At 37.5% G+C, this 19,307-nt stretch carries 13 protein-coding genes; 6 read left to right on the top strand and 7 right to left on the bottom strand.

The annotated features are described in order from the left end of the window. The first annotated feature begins 73 nt into the window (after positions 1 to 73). The 5 genes from H6G08_RS31970 (at position 74) to H6G08_RS31950 (ending at position 8,340) form a co-directional block, all read left to right on the top strand. Positions 74 to 2,572: a PAS domain-containing sensor histidine kinase gene (locus tag H6G08_RS31970; protein WP_190550543.1), complete on the top strand. Its 2,499-nt coding sequence runs from the start codon at positions 74 to 76 to the stop codon at positions 2,570 to 2,572. A gap of 4 nt (positions 2,573 to 2,576) precedes the next feature. After that, positions 2,577 to 3,770 carry a two-component system response regulator gene (locus H6G08_RS31965; protein WP_190550541.1) on the top strand — a complete coding sequence of 398 codons (1,194 nt, stop codon included), beginning with the start codon at positions 2,577 to 2,579 and terminating at the stop codon, positions 3,768 to 3,770. Positions 3,771 to 4,014: 244 nt separating this feature from the next. Beyond that, the gene (locus H6G08_RS31960; protein WP_190550539.1) at positions 4,015 to 6,321 is read left to right on the top strand and encodes an NACHT domain-containing protein; all 2,307 of its coding nucleotides are present in this window, start codon (positions 4,015 to 4,017) and stop codon (positions 6,319 to 6,321) included. A gap of 176 nt (positions 6,322 to 6,497) precedes the next feature. Beyond that, the gene (locus H6G08_RS31955) at positions 6,498 to 7,847 is read left to right on the top strand and encodes a PQQ-dependent sugar dehydrogenase (protein ID WP_190550538.1); all 1,350 of its coding nucleotides are present in this window, start codon (positions 6,498 to 6,500) and stop codon (positions 7,845 to 7,847) included. A 91-nt stretch (positions 7,848 to 7,938) separates the two neighbouring features. Beyond that, a complete protein-coding gene (locus H6G08_RS31950; RefSeq protein ID WP_190550536.1) occupies positions 7,939 to 8,340 on the top strand; it encodes a phosphomannose isomerase type II C-terminal cupin domain in 402 nt (133 codons plus the stop codon). 160 nt (positions 8,341 to 8,500) lie between these two features. On the opposite strand, the gene H6G08_RS31945 is transcribed toward H6G08_RS31950, so the two are convergent. The 3 genes from H6G08_RS31945 to H6G08_RS31935 all read right to left on the bottom strand — a co-directional run bounded on the left by H6G08_RS31945 (position 8,501) and on the right by H6G08_RS31935 (position 12,429). Then, positions 8,501 to 9,784: an O-antigen ligase family protein gene (locus H6G08_RS31945; protein WP_190550534.1), complete on the bottom strand. Its 1,284-nt coding sequence runs from the start codon at positions 9,782 to 9,784 to the stop codon at positions 8,501 to 8,503. Between the two features lie 7 nt (positions 9,785 to 9,791). Next, positions 9,792 to 11,015, bottom strand: a complete 1,224-nt coding sequence (locus H6G08_RS31940; protein WP_190550532.1) for a GumC family protein — start codon at positions 11,013 to 11,015, stop codon at positions 9,792 to 9,794. A 394-nt stretch (positions 11,016 to 11,409) separates the two neighbouring features. Then, complete coding sequence (locus tag H6G08_RS31935; RefSeq protein WP_199322819.1) at positions 11,410 to 12,429, bottom strand: polysaccharide biosynthesis/export family protein; 1,020 nt, start codon at positions 12,427 to 12,429, stop codon at positions 11,410 to 11,412. 779 nt (positions 12,430 to 13,208) lie between these two features. On the opposite strand from H6G08_RS31935, the gene H6G08_RS31930 reads away from it, so the two are divergent. Next, a complete protein-coding gene (locus H6G08_RS31930; RefSeq protein ID WP_190550528.1) occupies positions 13,209 to 14,414 on the top strand; it encodes a glycosyltransferase family 61 protein in 1,206 nt (401 codons plus the stop codon). 216 nt (positions 14,415 to 14,630) lie between these two features. Here H6G08_RS31930 and H6G08_RS31925 read toward each other — a convergent pair whose 3' ends face one another. From H6G08_RS31925 to H6G08_RS31910, 4 genes are all read right to left on the bottom strand, one after another. Next, positions 14,631 to 15,662: a glycosyltransferase family 2 protein gene (locus H6G08_RS31925; RefSeq protein ID WP_190550526.1), complete on the bottom strand. Its 1,032-nt coding sequence runs from the start codon at positions 15,660 to 15,662 to the stop codon at positions 14,631 to 14,633. A 33-nt stretch (positions 15,663 to 15,695) separates the two neighbouring features. Next, positions 15,696 to 16,991, bottom strand: a complete 1,296-nt coding sequence (locus H6G08_RS31920) for a lipopolysaccharide biosynthesis protein (RefSeq protein ID WP_190550524.1) — start codon at positions 16,989 to 16,991, stop codon at positions 15,696 to 15,698. 31 nt (positions 16,992 to 17,022) lie between these two features. Beyond that, the gene (locus H6G08_RS31915; protein WP_190550522.1) at positions 17,023 to 18,003 is read right to left on the bottom strand and encodes a glycosyltransferase; all 981 of its coding nucleotides are present in this window, start codon (positions 18,001 to 18,003) and stop codon (positions 17,023 to 17,025) included. A 177-nt stretch (positions 18,004 to 18,180) separates the two neighbouring features. Next, positions 18,181 to 19,212 carry a glycosyltransferase family 2 protein gene (locus tag H6G08_RS31910; RefSeq protein ID WP_190550520.1) on the bottom strand — a complete coding sequence of 344 codons (1,032 nt, stop codon included), beginning with the start codon at positions 19,210 to 19,212 and terminating at the stop codon, positions 18,181 to 18,183. Between the last annotated feature and the right edge of the window lie 95 nt (positions 19,213 to 19,307).

The following is a 19,307-nucleotide window of genomic DNA, read 5'->3' as shown; positions in this document are numbered from 1 at the left end:
ATTACCCGAAACTTCAGAAACCTTTATCTACCTTGCTATGATCCGTATTATGGTGAGGCGGCTAGCATAAAATTTGACCCCTAAAAACTTTTCAAACACCCTCTTAGGGAAAAGCCCTCTAGAGTTTATGCTATTGCCAAGGCGATCGCATCTGAGTGCAGATTTTGCCAAAATTTTTGTGACACCCCAAGCATTCCAAGGTTTAGAAAATACCCAAATTCATCAAAATGGTAGTCTAGTGGAGCTAGAAACTACTGGTGTACCCTTCTTTGACTCAGCAGGTGAATTCCAAGGCTATCGGGGTATCAGTCGTGATGTTACCCAGCGACAACAAGCAGCAATATCATTGCAAAACAGTCAACAGCTGCTAAAGGCAATTTTAGATAATTCCTCAACAGTGATTTATATTGTCGATACTGACAACAAATACTTACTAATTAATCGCCAATACGAACAACTATTCAATATTCAGCAAGCAGAAATATTGGGCAAAAGCATATACGAAATTTGGAGTCCAGAAATTGCCGATCAATTTGCAGCTAATCACCATCGGGTAATTACTAATGACATCGCCATTACTGTAGAAGAAATAGTTCCTCAGTTAGATAAATTACATAATTATTTAACAATTAATTTCCCTTTAAAAGATGAGCGTGGTGTAGCTTATGCTGTTTGTGGGATCTGTACAGATATTACCGAGCGACAATCACAAGAAGAATCATTATTAGGTTTTCGCAAAGCTATTGAAAGCGCCAGCGATGCTATTTCTATGGGTAATATTGCTGGGGAAACTTCTTATATTAACCCCGCATTCATCAAACTCTATGAATACAGTTTAGAGGAACTACAAACCATTGGCGGCCTATCTGTAATTTTTACCGAACTAGCAGACTATCAACAGGTAATGCATAGTCTCCTACAGGGTGAATCTTGGCGTGGAGAAGTCACAATGCAAGTCCGTAGCGGTCATCTGGTGCAGGTATATTTATGTGCTGATGCTATTAAAGATGCTACAAACAAAACAGTGGGTACAGTTTGTATATATACAGATATTACCCAACATAAGCTAGCAGAAGAAAGTTTAAGACTACGCGATCGCGCGATCGCCGCCAGCAGTAATGGTATTATCATTGCTGATGCCAGCATCCCTAACGGCCCCATCATTTATGTTAATTCTGCTTACGAACAAATGACAGGCTACAGCGCCGCCGATGTCATAGGACAAAGCTTTTGTTTGTTCCAAAATCATGAAATTCATCCGCAAGATTTACAAGAATTGAATGCCGCAATGCAAGCCGGTCAAGATTTTACCCTGATTCTCCGTAATTATCGCAGAGATAAAGAACTAGCTTGGCATGAGTTAAATATTTCTCCTGTTTATGATGTCACAGGTAATCTAACTCACTACATCGGCATTCAAACAGATATTACCAAACGCCAGCAAGCAGAAATAGAACTACTTGTTAGTCAACAAAGGCTGCAATACCTACTCTCTTCTACCCCCGCCGTCATCTATACTTGCAAAACATCAGGAGATTTTGGCGCTATCTTTCTCAGCGAAAATGTCAAAGCAATGATGGGTTATGAAGCCAGGGAATTTCTTGAAGATAGCAGTTTTTGGTTGAATCACATTCACCCAGATGATATATCCCAGGTGTTGGCTCAACTTTCATCTGCCGTAGAGCGCGGTTACTATAAATTGAAATACCGTTTTTTACATAAAGACGGCAGCTATCGTTGGATATATGATACAGGTAGATTAGTCCGAGATCGGCTCGGTGAGCTTGTAGAATTTGTCGGTTATTGCGCAGATATTACCGAACAAAAGCAATTAGAGCAAGAATTGATCCTCGCCTTAGAAAAAGAAAAAGAACTCAACGACCTCAAATCGCGGTTTATTTCCATGACTTCCCATGAATTCCGCACGCCTTTAAGCACTATCCTATCTTCTGCCGAATTATTAGAACATTATCGCCATAAATGGACTGAAGAAAAACAAATTACACACTTGCAACGAATTCAAACTGCTGTGAAGCGAATGACCGATATGTTACACGATGTTTTGTTTATTGGTAACGCTGAAGCGGGAATTTTAGAATTAAAACCCACAGCCTTTGATTTAGTGCAATACTGCCATCAACTTGTAGAAGAAGTGGGAATAGAACACAACAATCCCCATCTCATCTCTTTTACTAGTCAGTTAGAAGCTATACCATGTTTGATGGATAAAAAATTACTGAAATATATCCTCAGTAATTTACTGAACAATGCTATCAAATATTCTCCATCTAATTGCCTCGTAGAGTTTACGCTAAATTGTCAAGGAGGTCAAGTAATATTTGAAGTCCAAGACCAAGGCATTGGTATTCCTCCCGAAGATATACCATATTTATTTGAATCATTTCATCGAGCCAGCAATGTAGATAATATCTTGGGTACAGGATTAGGATTGGCTATTGTGAAAAAGTGTGTTGATATCCACAATGGGAAAATTTCGGTTGACAGCACATTAGGCGTAGGCACAAAATTTAAAGTTACTATCCCCTTAAATAATCAAATTACCATAGGTTAAAAATATGACAAAAATTTTAGTTATTGAAGATGAAGAATTAGTCAGAGAAAATATTTTAGATTTACTAGAAGCTGAAGATTTTGATACGATTGCGGCTGCTAATGGCAAAATTGGGCTAAATTTAGCATTATCAGAAATTCCCGATTTAATTTTATGTGATATGATGATGCCCGAATTGGATGGTTATGGCGTGTTAACCACATTACGTCAAGACCCTGCAACGGCGACAATTCCCTTTATCTTTCTCACCGCTAAATCTGCTAAAGCCGATTTTCGTCAAGGAATGGATATGGGAGCAGATGATTACCTAACTAAGCCATTTACCAGGGCTGAATTATTAAGTGCAATTGTGAATCGGCTAGAAAAACAGGCTGCTTTGAAAAAGCACTTGTTATCAACTCAGTCAGCAACAATGGCTAGCTCACCCAAAATGCAATTGTTAGAAGTTTATTTACAGCGAGTAGTTAAACAAGATGAATTTCAAGAATTTGAATTATATTATCAACCAATAATAGATATTGCCTCAGGTAAAATTATTGCTGCCGAAAATGTTCTGATCTGGCAAAGTCCAGAACTAGGTTCAGTCCCGCCTTTAGAATTTATGGAAGTCGCCGAAGCTAAAGGTTTAATTCTCCCCCTAGAAAACTGGGTATTCACTAGCATCTGCGATCAAATTAAGATGTGGCAGTATAATCTAGATTTCTTGTCATTGACTATTAATATCAATGTTTCCAGCAGTTTATTTTACTGTCCCCAGTTTATTGAAGATATCTCTGCCATTCTCCTGCAAAAGAAAGTCGCACCAGAACGGATAGAAATAGAAATCAGTGAAAGTATAGTTATGCAGAATTTAAATAGAGCGATCGCAATTCTGCAAAAACTCAGTGCTTTAGGTGTGAAAATTGCCCTAGATGACTTTGGTATCGGCTATTCTTCCTTAACCAATCTCAAAGAATTACCGATTAATACCTTAAAAATAGGAAGATACTACATTCATAATGTCAACTCCAATCAAGAGAAAGCCGCACTGACAATAGCTGTCATGGAAATGGCTCATAATCTTAATTTGCGAGTCATAGCTGAAGGTGTGGACACAGAAGCAGAACTAGATTTCTTACGCCAAAATAACTGTGATGCTATGCAAGGATTTCTTTTAAGTCGTCCATTACCGGCAGCAGAGTTAGAAAATTTCTTCTAAAATTTCTTCTAGATAACACCAGTTTGTTTAAAATAAAAGCTTCGGCATTGCTCGACAAGGCAAAATATTGTTTAGCAATGCCATAAGCTAGTTGGGTATGTAGAATTGGCTGACTTGAGACTATTATAAATAAGTCGTCTTCCTAGTTGTGTTATGTTTCCAGTATAAGATTACGTCCAATTTGTATAAGTTGTATATTTTGTATACGAAAAACTAAAACAATATCTATTTTTTAATAAAACTAATGGCAAAGCGATCGCTACAAGCATCTGTAGAAGGTATTAGAAAAGCTAAACAAGCCTTTAAACGTAAAGGCTGGACGCAAGAATATTTAGCCGCAACTGTTGGCTTGGAAACCCGCCAACCAATTTGGAAATTCTTCACTGGTAAACCCATTGATCGCCAAGCTTTTAATGAAATTTGCTTGGCGCTAGAATTAGACCCAGCAGAAATATTGCAACAGTCTACAGAAGAAGAAGCAGTCCCAGCAGATAAACCAACCCAGGCGACTTTAGATATTAATAATTTAGTAGACAGGCTAAGGTCTCTGCACTATGGGAAAATCCAAGCCCAGTGTGGAACCTTACATCTTTTAGATATCGCCCGTCCCATCGCCTTAAATGAACTATATGTAGATGTGAATATTTTGGAGGAAATGAGTAGTAAAACTTGGATAGATATTAATGAATTACAAAACTGTCAATCTGATAAATTTGAGCGCTTCGGCTTAGGTCAAGTCCGACAACAACGGGTAAGCGGACTAGAAGCAGTTGTCCAATATTCTAAGCTGATGATATTAGGTAAACCAGGCTCAGGCAAAACTACCTTTTTACAGTCAGTGGCTATTAGCTGTAATCAAGGATTATTTCAAGCGGACTGCTTGCCAATTTTTATTAATTTAAAAAATTTAGCAGAAGATACTAAAGATATACCGCAAACTAATTTAGTAAATTATATTTTTAACAGTTTTGTCCATTTTAATATTACCGAACAGCAAATAATTACCATATTATCTCACGGTAGAGCTTTAATTTTGTTAGATGCTTTAGATGAAGTTGCCGAAAAAGATAGCGAAAGAATCACTAAAATTATCCGGCAATTTTTAGAAATATTTCATCAAAATAAAATTATTATTAGTTGCCGCATTGCTGCCCAGCATTATAGATTCCAAGGATTTACAGAAGTTGAAATTGCTGATTTTACGAAATTACAAATTATCACATTTGCCTACAAATGGTTTTTAGTCATTGCCAAAAAAACCCCAGCTAAAGCTCAGGAATTGGCACAGAAGTTTATGCAAAAATTGGAACTGCCAGAAAATGCCCCCATTCTCGAATTGGCAGCTACACCAATTTTATTAAATCTTACCTGTTTGTTATTTCAATTTGCCGAAGATTTTCCCTCGCAACGTGCTGAACTATATAAACAAGGGTTAGACTTACTCTTAGTCCGTTGGGATGAAGCTAGAGGAATTAAACGCGATCGCCTTTATCGCAATTTATCACTCCTGCAAAAAATTAAACTCCTGAGTCACGTAGCAGCAGTTACCTTTACCCAAGGGCAGTATTTTCTCCCAGAAAATAAAATGCGCCAACTGATTGCTGACTATTTATCTCAGCTTCCCCAAGCCATACAAGATACAGATGCTTTGGAATTAGAAAGCGAAGCGGTATTAAAAGCAATTGAAGCTCAACATGGGTTACTAATTGAAAGAGCTAGAGGAATTTATTCTTTTTCCCATTTAACATTTCAAGAGTATTTTACAGCCAGAGAAATTTTTGCGAATGCCAATAGCTTAACACTGCAAGAACTAGTTAGTCATATTCATGAAGAACGTTGGCGAGAAATATTTTTACTCACTGTCGGGATGTTAAAGCCTGCTGATGATTTATTGCAGCTCATGCAGCAAAAAATTGCGGCTTTAGCCACCGTCAAGAGTAAATTAAATGATTTTATGACTTGGGTAACAGAAAAATCTGCTGATATTCAAGCATCTTATCATCCAGCGAGTATCCGGGCATTTTACTTTACCATAGCCTTGCCACCAGAGCATCCTCTAGCTCGCAACCAAATTTTTGCGATATCTTTAGATGGGCGTTTAGCCGGAAATCTCTGCACTGATTTAGCCTTAGATTTAGCCTTAACTCACGCTTTAGCTGTCAGCTTAACCATGACGGCAGATATATTCTTTCAACGGTTGTTTGCTTTAAGTTTAGCCCTAGATTTAAAACATTTATTGAAGGAAAAGCCAGCTTTACAAACATCGCTGCAAGATTTAAAAAAACAGCTACCCTCACAAAAACAAAGTAGAGAAACACTAAAAATTTGGTGGCAGAATCATGGAGAAGCTTGGATTGATAACCTACGAAAATTGATGATTGATGAGCGCCAAATTGGGCATGATTGGCAGTTTAATCAACAAGATTGGCAACAATTACAACAGTATTGGTACGCTAATCAACTACTATTAGATTGTCTCAATAGTTCTGCGGAAATTACCCCCGATGTGCGGGAAGCGATTAAGAATAGTTTGCTGTTGCCAGGTAATTAATAGTTTTGGGGCATTGGGCATTGGATAACAATATTATATTGATTTTGAATTTTGAATTTTGAATTTTGAATTCTGAATTGCCTTTCCTCAGAGGGATAGATAATTAGGGTGTTTTCGCTAAACTCAAAAATAGCGATCGCTTGTTGTGATTGTGTTGCTACTTTTGGAAGCGTTTCATGAAATTCCCTCAGCGTTTTGTACCAATATTGTTGTTATTGACTGCACTGACAGCTTGTAACCAGACTCGCGCTTCCTTGGATGAGTTCACACCGCAACCATCTACATCTCCGGTTACGCTAGCACAAAATTCCACAGCAGCCAAAAACATTATCCCAACTGAACCACTTTCACCCACACCAATCCGGATTAACCTCAAGAACTTACCAGCGCCTTTTGCGACAGATAGCGCCTCCAAAAGCCCAAAGGTTGTACCAATTCCCCAAAATCCAGTACTGCGCGTACCACCGGGGTTTACAGTTAATATCTTTGCTGAAGATTTAAATGCACCTCGTTGGCTGGCTTTAACTCCTAATGGTGATGTGCTGGTAACCGAAACTCGACAAAATCGCATTCGGCTGTTACGTGACAGCAACGGTGATGGGGTAGCTGATGTACGCCAGACTTTTGCAGATGAGAAAAATGGCGTAAATATTCCCTTTGGCATGGCTTTTGCAGGTAATTCCTTTTTTTTGGGGAATACCGATGCTGTGCTACGATTTCCCTATAATCCAAGTCAACACCAACTTAGCGGTACTGGTAAAAAAATTGCTGATTTACCTGGCGGTGGCTATAACCAACATTGGACACGTAACGTAGTAGTTTCACCGGATGGTAACAAACTCTATGTTTCTGTAGGTTCGCAATCGAATGTAGATGAAGAATCCTTACCCAGGGCTTCAGTACAGCAGATGAATTTGGATGGTTCGCAACAGCAGACTTTTGCTTATGGCTTGCGTAACCCAGTGGGATTAGATTTCCATCCGGTAACCAAAGAACTTTACGCTACGGTTAACGAACGCGATGGTATTGGCGATGACTTAGTACCAGATTATTTGACAAGCCTGCGACAAGGAGAATTTTACGGTTGGCCTTATGCTTATCTTGCGCCAAATAATCTCGACCCCCGCCAGACAACAAATAACAAAAGTAAACGCCCCGATTTAGTAGCCCAAACAAAAACACCAGATGTATTGTTTCAAGCCCACTCAGCCGCCTTGGGTTTGCAGTTTTATGATGGTAAAACCTTTCCTGAGAAGTATCGTAACGGTGCTTTTGTAGCTTTTCGTGGTTCTTGGAACCGCGATCGCGGTACGGGTTATAAAGTGGTATTTGTGCCTTACGATCAAAATGGGCGATCGCAAAATTACTATGAAGACTTTCTCACAGGCTTCTTACTCAATCCATCCATTCCAACTACTTGGGGGCGACCTGTCGGTTTACTGGTATTACCCGATGGTAGTTTATTAGTCACAGAAGAAGCCAATAATCGTATATACAGGATTCAATATACAGGAGTTAAAGATTAAAGATTGAGAAATGGTTTTGATGTTTCTCATCCTTGTAAGCTAAATTAGGAAAAAACATCTAGTTAAAGCTATCAGCTAGAAAAATTTAGATATGACACAGCAAGAGAACAACAATCAATCCGATAACAGTCAATCTTCCCATTCTGGTGCTAGATATTGGGGAAATGTAGAAGTTGTCGAAGAAGGCGATAACTATAGAATTAGTCGGGTAGAAATCAAGCCAAGACATAGTATTAAACCACAAATTCATTATCACCGTAACGAACATTGGGTAGTAGTCTCTGGTGTAGCTAAAATAACTTGTGGCGAACAAGAAATATTCTTGAATCGCAACGAATCTACCTATGTTCCCGCCGCAACACTCCATAAAGTAGAAAATCCCGGTTCGATTCCTTTAGTAATTTTAGAAATTCAAAATGGTGAGTATTTAGGCGAAGACGATATTGAACGCCCTTACGATTTAAATTTAGTTAAACCTGTCAACGAAATTTAATTAGTAAATAGGTAGAAATCAATCAAACTATATCTGCAAGGTTACACCCTTGCAACCCTTATACTAATGACCAATGACCAATGCCCAATGACCAATGACCAATGACCAATGACTAATGACTAATGACCAATCGTTAGTTATCTTTAATTGCAACGGCCTATCATATCTGATTAAAAGGATTACCAACCTTTTCTTTAAATGCAATTCCTAAAATGACTAAAGCAGGCCAAAAAAGGTAAGCTAATATTTCTAAATTCTCACCAAATGTATACAAAAATAATGTAAAAATTATACTTAATCCTGACTTAGCTACAGGGCTAGTTTGGCATTTAATTAAACATTCAATCAAAGTCCAAAACATTGGCACAGCCAAAGCGAAAAAGCCGACAATTCCTTTGACAAATAGTAGCCCAAACCAAGAGTGATGAGAACCAATTGGCATGTGTTCTGCAACATGGGGCCCTTTTTCCACAACTCCATGTCCCCAAATTGGCGCTTCACTCTCCCATCTGTCATAAGCAATTCGCCCTAAAGCCGCACGTACCCTAGATGAACCAGCACGAGCCGCTTTAAAAGCATCGTTAAAGTTTTTATATGCCTTGATAATTGACGGCGCAACTAGACCGATTACAGGCGAAGCAAAACCTAATATCATTAAAACTCTAGGTCGAGTCATCCTAGATAACACCCAGGTTAAAGATGACACCACTATCAAATTAACTAGAGCCAATCGGGAAGCAGAAACCTGACACATGAGTAGGCTACCAATGATTCCCAACCGACGCCATTTTTTAGACTTTTCTTGAAAAGCAAAAATAAAGTAGATATTCGCTACAAATCCTACAGCTGGGGCCCAAGGCGTAAATAGTCGCCATCGAGCTGAACCTGCTTCCGGGTCAACTTCATAAAGATTCATCGCAAAAAAGTCTGGCCCGGGGCCTCCCACAGCTTTCAAGGGAGAAACATACAAAGTTGCAGGTAAATGTGCAAGATAGGCTATATAAAAAAACGGAAAAAATAGCAAAGTCTGATAACAAACAATACAACCTGCACGATACACCAACTCAGGACGAATATTTAAGCAGCCAATAAGGGGAAATATTGCTAACAATGCCCAACCTTTAGCCCAACCTATGGCAGATTTAATTATCTCTCCATTACTCAAATTATAATCAAAGTGACCCATAAATAAAGCCACTAACATTACTATCATGCTGATGATCCAAATCCAAACTCCAAAGGGAATTGTGATTCGCTCTTCCACAGGAGTTTGAGAATTTTGGAGGATAAGTTTTTTACACAAATAAAATACTAATATCCAAGCAACAACTGGTGCAGCAATATAAAGTCCACCAACTACATACAAGCCATACGTCCAAGTTATCGTGTACCAAACCACACGTTCCTCAAAATTACGAGGAGTTATTTCTTCGTTTTTAGCCATAATTAAATTACTCGGGTTCTGGTTTGGTTTTAGATATCATTTGGGAAACTCTTTCTTTTAATTTTTTCCGCCACCATAATATAACCAGTGCAGAGGTAGTACATATAGAACCGAATAATGCTCCTGCATAGACAAAAGGAGGTCGCGGTGAACTAGGCTTTTCAGGTAAGGTCGGTTCTACTAACATTTGCACTAATGGATAGTCAACAAAAATATCAGTTTTGCTCAAATCTACCTTAGCTAAAGTAGAACTAAAGACAGCTTCAGCAATTTTTACATTTCTCTCAAGACTATCTAAAGTCACTTCTTTTTGCGACAATATATTTTGCCTTTTTTCTAACAACTTAATTTGCTCATCCAAAGCTTTAGCTTCAGCAGCTATTCCCTCCATTTCTGCGTTTAATCCTACTAAACTCTCAAATAAAGAGACTCTACCAGAACCAGTTGTTAAATATAGCTGTTCTATGCTTTCTTTATCTATATTTCTTCTTAAGATATAACGAGCGCGGGTAATTATAGCATCTTGAACTCCCATCCACTTAGCCTGCTCGCTAATAACTTGGGGATGATTCATTCCCCATTTAGAAAGCAAAATTTCTAAAGCTCCACTGGATTCACTATAGTCTTTTAAATATTGTTGAAAAACTTGATCTGATTGTAGAGCTAAAGCATCAGCCGCTTGCTGGGGCGATAAACGCAAGTTATTAGATAACTGTTGAAGACGATTAGCAATTGATTTTTGTTGTGCTAATGTTTCAGAGCGTTGTTTACGCAGTTGTTCTATATTAGTTAAAAGGTCTTTAATTTGTTCAACTGAAGTTAAAGCAGCACGCGCCTTATATTGAGAGAGACGGTTTTGTGCTTCTCTTAGCTTAGTCTGAGAAGCTAATAAAGCTGTTTTAGTTCCTTCATCACGACTAGCAGCTACTTCTGTTCTTAGCTTATTAAGTCTATTGTTTAAAGCATTATAAATAGCCCAGGATTTTTGTTGAGCTTCTTTTGCACTAGAACCAGTAACTTCAAGTTGAATAACTGTTGTGTTATCGATTAATTTGATATGTGGCTTACCAAATTTCTCAGGAGGTAGTTTTAGAGAAGCAGCTGCTGCATTTAAAAGAGGTTCACTAGTGATGATGTAATTGTAGTTAGCTCTAGGATCTGATGAAGAACTACCAAATGCAGAGACACTAGAAGATGAAGCTTGACCAATATCAGGTATGTTAAAATTCACTCCTGCTCCCGAACCTGGTACAATCAAAGCCCAATCGCTGCTATAAACTGGCTTCGCTTTTTTTAAAGAAGTGATCGCAAAACCCCAAATTAAAGAATTAAAAATTAAACCTAAACCTATGTAACGAAATTGTCGCCATAGATTTATTCTCAAGATCCAATGAGAAGAATAAACTGTCTTCTGCGTACTCATTTTTAACTTTCGCTCTCTTGCTGGAATCGAATAATAAGCATAAAATTTTTGTTATTTGTATTATCTGGTAGAAGCATTTTGATTTTTCGCTCTTTTCCTGAAACCGAATAATAAATGCAAGGGTTTTGTTGTCTGTGTTCACAATTAGGATAAAGTTGGCATTTTTTACATATTTTTCATGGTTTTTAACTATATATTAGGTTTATTTAAAAATAGAAAATGGTAATAAAAATGGCGCTATCCACCCACCAATAGTATTTAGAAAATCTTTGATATTGGTAAACCTTGAATCATAGCAAATAACACCGTCATAAGGCATTAAGAATGGATTATCCACATCATTGTGAGACTTCCGCAACAGTTCTTCTACAGGACGGTCTAAATATTTTGTCTCCCCAATCATGCGATTGGTACGCACTAAAGTAGCTCGTCTATGAGCATTAGTGGAACGAGTTCCTCCGGCACAATTTGCGGCAATTACAGCTTGAGAGAGGCGAGAACCATAAGGAAAGCTGCTAGAATCTTGATTAATGGAAGAAGTTGAATTACTACTAGCAGGAACTGTTAAATTAGACATATATACCTTAATTCCTGGTGGAGTAATGCGAGATGGACGCATTAGCTCATTTTGAAAGTTTTCGGCTTTGGGGACTATAATTTTATCTCCAGAAATCAACGGGACATCATCGAAAAATTCACCAGTAAATACACCGGATACATCAATAATTTTTTCTTGATTACCACGAATTAGGCGAACTTCTTTGATATTTGCATCTGGCATCACTCCCCCAGCTGAACGTAGGGCAGAAGTTAGATAGCGATCGCTTGGGTAATTGCCTGATATTTGAGTTGATTGTTGAGCCAGAGAAGCTTGAGCGTCAGAAGCAGCATTAATTAACACAGTACCAGGCTGAAACAGCTCGCCTGCAACACTAACTTGCACAGGTGCCCAATAAACAACTTGAACGCTCACCTGAAGAACATTAGGTTTAAATATCCGCGCCGCCAGTAAAGCCTGAGAAATCACTTGTTCTACTTGTGGCGGTTCTAAACTTTCTACAAGTAAAGGCTGGAGATAGGGTATATTTAGCGTGCCGTCTAGATTAACTACGTAACTACCGCTAAATCCTTCTCCCTCAATCATCAATATATTCAGGCGATCGCCTCTAGAAAGAGGTAAGGCACAACAAGGTGTTCCTAAAGCCAGAGTTGTTAAAGCCACATTGATAATCCTTAGGGCTTTGTTACAAAAATCATCAAGCATAATAAACTGGCTATAAATAATATTTCACTCAATTAATGAGATTGAATTGAATCACATTATTAATCGGAATATTATTAAAATTTATATGCACTGATTATTCTATAAATCCTTCTATATATCCAGAAAATTCTCAGAATAAACAAAGCATAGCCAACAGCCATCGGTAATAATAACTATAAAAGCGGATGCTTAATATCTATAACCGTAAATTTACGGTAATTTTAATTTGATGAATAAATGCGCAATTTGCAGTAGCTACTAATTAGACATAAATCACATGTGCGGATTTAATCAGCTAATTATATTGATAGATTTTCAAAATTTTTCTTTATCATACCGTGAGTTATGTAAAAATGCTGATGTATTTTGCGAGTATTTTCTTTATTTTATATATAGTAATTGATCTATATAAGTTAGCGATAAGTTAGCAAAAATAGTTAACTTGTGCTGATAAGGCATCTTAACTTGAATGGTCTTTCTGTCAGCTTAGGCTAATAAATATATTGCTGTAAGCTAATCATTAATCAAAGTAGCATTTGCCGCCTCAAAGTTTATCGTGTAATGAAAATATCCTTTTTTGTTTACATTATCCTGCAGAAGCAGGTGAAAGTTTTTGAAACATTTATTTTGCATAATTTTGGCGGTCAAAATGACTCCTAGCATAAGAGCTTGATTGTTTTCCGCTATGCAATTTAAATATAGTTTCTTTGCCAATCGTATAATTAACCTGAAAACAAATGTCATTAAAATCCACACTCAAGAAAATAGTTCCTCTCAGAGTCTTTTACAGAGCCTTGTATCGTAGTGGACTTAAATATAAATTACGTCAGCCTATTATTAATTTATTGCGATTATCAGGAATGCAGGTAGTAGATCGCAATGATTTACTCAAGAATAATCCATTTTTCTTTCAAGACGCAGATGAGGTAAGTTCTCTTAAGAGAAAGAATGTTATAGAACACGAGAAATTTACCGAATTTGAAAATCTGGTATTTCCTAAACCATTTGTAGCCAGTATCAAAAATGGAGAATTAGCGGGAAAAGATGCTACTGGCTTTGATAGTCAAGGTAGGGTTATTTTAGAAACAAGCTGGCCTCAATATACAGCAGACCATTTATCCAGAATTTTATCTCTGAGAACTCTGTTATCCAAAAAATTCTCGCCTTATACTCATCAAGATACAGTCTTTTCTCTAGTATGCCCTTGGGATAATAATTATTTTCATTGGCTAATTGATTGTCTCACCAGATTGGAAGGGGTAATGGAGTATGAAAGAAAATTTGGTGTCAAAATCAAATTACTCATCCGCCCAAATTTACAACAGTATCAGGTAGATAGCTTAAAATTACTGGGCTATAGCGAAGCAGATTATCAAGTATGGAATGGCAAAAGGATGTTAGTAAATAATTTACTAGTTCCTTCTTTTCGTCGTTCTATCAAAGATGAAGATGGATTTTACTGTCACGTTTCTCCGGCTTCTTGTCGTTGGTTAGCAGAAAAGATAATTAGTAATCTCCCAGCAGATATTAAAGCTAAACCGACTCCTACCCATATTTATGTTTCACGACGCAATACTTTAGTTAGAAAGGTAGTGAACGAGCAAGAAGTCATTCAAGAACTAGAAAAATTGGGTTTTGTAGATTACGTAACAGAGGATCTAAGTTTTGCGGAACAAGTTCATTTATTTGCTAATGCCAAAATGATAATCTCTCCTCATGGAGCAGGGTTGACTAATATTATCTTTTCTAAAAACTTAAAACTGATTGAACTATTTGCCAAAACTGTACCTGTTGCATCTTATTATGAATTATGCGGCGGTTTAGGGTTTGATTATGCGGCGTTGCTGGGTGATTCTCCCAAAGGTGACTTAAGAACTCACGATGCAGATATGATTGTTGATATTCAAAAATTATTAGCTATTGTCAAAGAAATGAGTGTTTAGTAGTCTATTGTATTAATTCACTCTATAAGAAAACCGACTTGTTGAAAAAGTCGGTTTTCTTATATTAAGGGAATAAATCTGTTTAGGGACTTCCAGAAATTAAATTATCCAGTTTAAGCGCGAAGATCGCAATTATATTCTTCCTCCTCTGCTCCCTCTGCATCCTCTGCTCCCTCTGCTCACATCGCACTTTATATTTTTTTAGTTGGAAGTCCCTTATTGTATGAGTCCTGGCTTATCTGAAAAAATGGGCTGTCTGCGTAATCTTCGCATTTTTTCGATAGCATAAATCTCGATTTGGTTATAAAGATTCTTTGGTAAGAGCCAGAGCAAATAAGCTGCAACTAAAGTAGAAATTGTAAATCGAGGTTCTTCAAATATTATAAACCAGTGTGTTTTTAGCGCTTGGTGAATCAATTTAACGGCGAGAGCGTCCATGCGTAAACGTACAGATGTTCTTGCTAGATATCGTAACTGGTATGCTTGAGATAAATTTTCCCATTGAGCAATTAAATCAGGTGCATAAGCACGAGTTTTTTCTAATACTTGTTTCCAAGAGTCAAATTGCTGTAATAAACTAGCTGAAAGACCTTGAGAATTTACTCTGTATAATGTTAAAGCTTCTGGTATGCCTTCAATCTGCCAATTGGTTTGAATAGCTACACGCAGCCAACATTCAATATCTTCTGCACGTTTAAAGGCTTCATCAAAATAAAAATCCTCGACAGTACCATGCAAATTTGCAGTAAATTTAATTTCCTCAAACACTTTTCGTCGCACAACTGGTGCGGAGCCATTACCAACATGATTACCTTGAAGTAAATGGAATGGGGTAATGTCTTTGAGTCGCGGCATTTGATATTCATTCATGAACTCTCCAGTCTCATTGATAAAAGCAGAGCGACTAAAACTAACGCCGACAGAAGGTGAGTTTTCTAAATGAATGAGATGTTTTTCTAGTTTTTCTGGTGTCCAAAGATCGTCAGAATCTAAAAATGCTAAATATTCGCCTTGTGCGTGGCGAATACCTGTGTTTCTAGCTCCCGCTAATCCTCTATTTTGTTGAGAGATAATTTTAATTCGAGAATCTGTAAATTGCCGACAAATATCTATACTTTTATCTGGGGAACCATCATCGATAAGTAATAATTCAAAGTCTGAGTATGTTTGCGCCAAAACTGAAGAGATTGTATCTGCAATGTAAGCTTCGACTTGATAAACTGGTACGATGACCGAAATTTTCGGCATATAATTTATCCAATTTGAGATTTAAATTGAGCGTTAAAGAGAGGTTTTAAAGATTGTATCGGGATGGGTGGTGATGACGTATCTACTCGACCAAAGGGTGAAGATAGGTATGGTGACAACATGGACAATTAGGACTGCGGCGGCGACACCAACTAAACCCCACTGTAAACCTACGAGTAAACCAAATACTAAAATGGCTGTAAAAATTACATTCCATTTAAAATCGATATCTGGTTTATTGACTGCACGTAGAATTTGGGAAGCTGCATCTCCAAAAGGGCGAGGAATCGCAGATAAACAAATAAGAATCAAAATTGGTACTGCACCTGCTATTACCCACTTTTGACCAAAGATTAAGGGTACATAAAAAGGTGATGTAGTGGATTGCAGTAAGATGAGCGGAATTGTAATTAAAGCAACGGTTTTTAAACCTTTAAAGAACCGTTCTTTTAACCGTTCAAGATTATTGCTGACGGAGCATAAATAAGGAAATAAAGCCGAGCTAAAGGCTGTAATAATACCCAGGCTAATACCTAATCCTGCATTAAAAGCAAAATAATATACTCCTAATTGCTCAACTCCTAAAAATGTACCGACTAAGAAATAATCAATATTATTCCTGAGAGTTGTTAGCAGTTGAGAACCTAATATATTTCGACCAAATTTGACTATTTCTTGCCAGTTTTTTAATGTAAATTTACTATTGACTCGCCAAGGATGATGAGCATAACATCGCCATACCCAAATAGGAGCTACTAAGATTTTTGGTAAAATAATCGCCCACATTCCCAAGCCGAGGAAAGCCAGGATAATGGTTAATACGCAATCAATGCAGAGCTGCAACATGTGAGTTACAGCTATAACGCTCATACGATTTTCGCGCTGAATTAACACACATTGTACTAAGGCAATGGGGATAGTTAAATAAACTGTTGCCATGAGACATATTGGCAAAATCAATTGCATGTTGCCATAAGCCCAGCCAATAATAAAAGCAACAATACATTGGATGAGAAAAATCCCACTATACATCAACCAATTTAACCAATAGGCCGTGTTACATAATTCATTAAGTTCTTTTTCTGGTGCTTGAATTAGCTTAACGTCAATGCCAGATTGGGCAAATACATTGACAAATTCATTGGTAGTTAATACGAGTGCAGCTAAACCATAATCAACAGGGTTTAATAACCGAGCTAATGTGATTGTAGTTGCTAACCGAAAAAAGCGATAGACAATTTGTGCTCCCCCTAGCCAGCTAAAATTTTGAATAAATTTATCTGAGAGTTTATATCTAATTTTGCTCGTGAAATCTTTAGCCAAATTCATCTTGATTTATTCCTGAAAAATATGAGGGAAGTTATTGAGTTATTTGGCTGAGAAAAGTATCCCATTCGTCTAAGTATTTCTCCCAAGCGCCTTCTACTGATTGGCGTCCAATTTTAGCTAGTGCTTCTATATCTTGCTCAGGAATAGAGGCGATCGCCTGAGCGAGTTTTTCTGGATCTTGGGGGGGAACTAGAACACCACAGTGAGCAACTTGTTCAGTTAAACCATCTATCTCGGTAGCAATCACAAACCTACCTGCTGCTTTAGCTTCTACGCCAACTATTCCCATTGGTTCCCAGCGCGAGGGTATTGCTACTGCATCACAGGTTTGGAGAAACTCAGGTACATTATCAACTCTCCCAATAAATTCAACGTTATTCAATCCTTGGGCTAATTGTTTTAATTTGGTTTCTTCATCCCCCTCACCAGCAATGCGTAATTTAATCGGTGAATTGGGAATTAATTTCATAGCCTCTAGTAAAGTATCAAATCCTTTTTGCGGATGAAACCGCCCATAAGCTCCGACAATTAATGGTTTTTCGATAGGTTTTGGTGGAACTGTGAAAAAATCATTCAGCGCTCGACACTGCTGAATTAAAACTAATTTTTTCGCAGAAACTAAGCGGTTTTCTTTTAACCATTTTTCTTGACCGTAAGAGATAGCTACTACCCAGTCAGCAAGACCATAAGACAACTTGAGCATCAAATAAAATCGAGATTTGTTAGGCACATTACATTGCACAAATCCCTCAGAATAATGATGTTCGTGAATAACTATTTGGCTTTGGGGGTTTTTAAGTTTGATGATTAATAATTTGAGTAAGCGTTTCCAATTACGGGAATCATGAAAAATAATGACTTTAAATGATGATTTATTATTTGATAGTTTTTTACTAGAGCCGATCACAAAATCCCATTTATCTTTTAAATAGGAAGTTGTCAAACTTTTGAGGGCAGACATAATTCCACCCATTTTTGTGTCGCTGATTAAATGTAATATTCTTGGCTTCATTTTTTTAACTCAGATATTATTAATTAACAATTCGAAATTTGACTGTTAACCCAGTAGTTAACAGCCAAGACAAAAAATGGAGTTAGGCTTCGGCTTCTCTCAGACTTATCGAGAACAGCCGAAACTGAAGAGAAGATGAGTGAAAATTGCTAGATTAGGGAACAAAGATGAACGCAATTAAACAAATTGGTCTTGGTTAATTTGGCGTTTTTGATTAGCGCCTGTGATTTGCAGACTGAGAGCTTCTATCTGAGAATAAAATGATTTAGGGAGAAGGTGCTGCAAATAAGCTGCCAATATAGTCAAGATTGTGCGATGAGGTTCTGCTAACAGTATTTGCCAATGAGTCATCAATGCACGATTGACTAGTTCTACTGCAACCTTACTATCGCGTTGTCTCACAGCTCTTCGAGCTAGATATCTTAATTGATAGGCTCTAGCCGGATTTTCCCATTTTGCAATGAATTCTGGGGCGTATACTTTGGCTTTATCAATAATCCGTTCCCAAGATTCTAGTTGCTTGAGCAGATTTGCAGACAAACCACCAGAGTTGACGCGATATAAAGTCAAAGCTTCAGGAATACCTTCAATTTGCCATTTGGTTTGCAGAATGATGCGCAACCAGCATTCTATATCTTCAGATTGACGGAAGCTTTCATCAAAATACCAGTCTTCTAGGACGCCATCAACAGTCTCTGCAAATTTAATTTCTTGCAAAACTTCCCGGCGAATGACTACGGCGGAACCGTTACCGATAGGATTGCGGCAGAATAAATCGCTAGCACTGATATTTTTGAGTTTAGGCATTTGATAGATGCCTAATGGCTTTCCTTGTTCATCAATAAAGGCAGAGCGGCTAAAACTAATACCGATAGTTGGGTTATTTTCTAAATGATGTAGATGCTTTTCTAATTTCTGTGGTAGCCATAAATCGTCAGAATCTAGGAAAGCTAAATATTCCCCTTGAGCATGGCGAATCCCTGTATTTCTTGCTCCTGCTAATCCGCGATTTTTTTGGCTAATGATTTTGATTCTACTATCGGTAAATTCTCGACAAATCTCGATACTGCGATCGCGCGATTCGTCATCTATAATTAATAGCTCAAAGTCCTGCCATGTCTGCTGCAAAATTGAACTAATTGTTTCATGTATGTACTTCTCTACTTGATAGACAGGCACAATCACAGAAACTTTAGCATGACCACTCATTGTCAAATTAATAACACTAATGTCTCTACAGATTAAATAAAATCATGTTTATCTACATCGGTGCATACACTTATCTTTGCGTAATTAATAACGTT

It is taken from the genome of Calothrix anomala FACHB-343 (assembly GCF_014696435.1).
Taxonomy (GTDB): domain Bacteria; phylum Cyanobacteriota; class Cyanobacteriia; order Cyanobacteriales; family Nostocaceae; genus Aulosira; species Aulosira anomala_A.
This window is presented reverse-complemented; position numbering and strand designations above follow the sequence as displayed.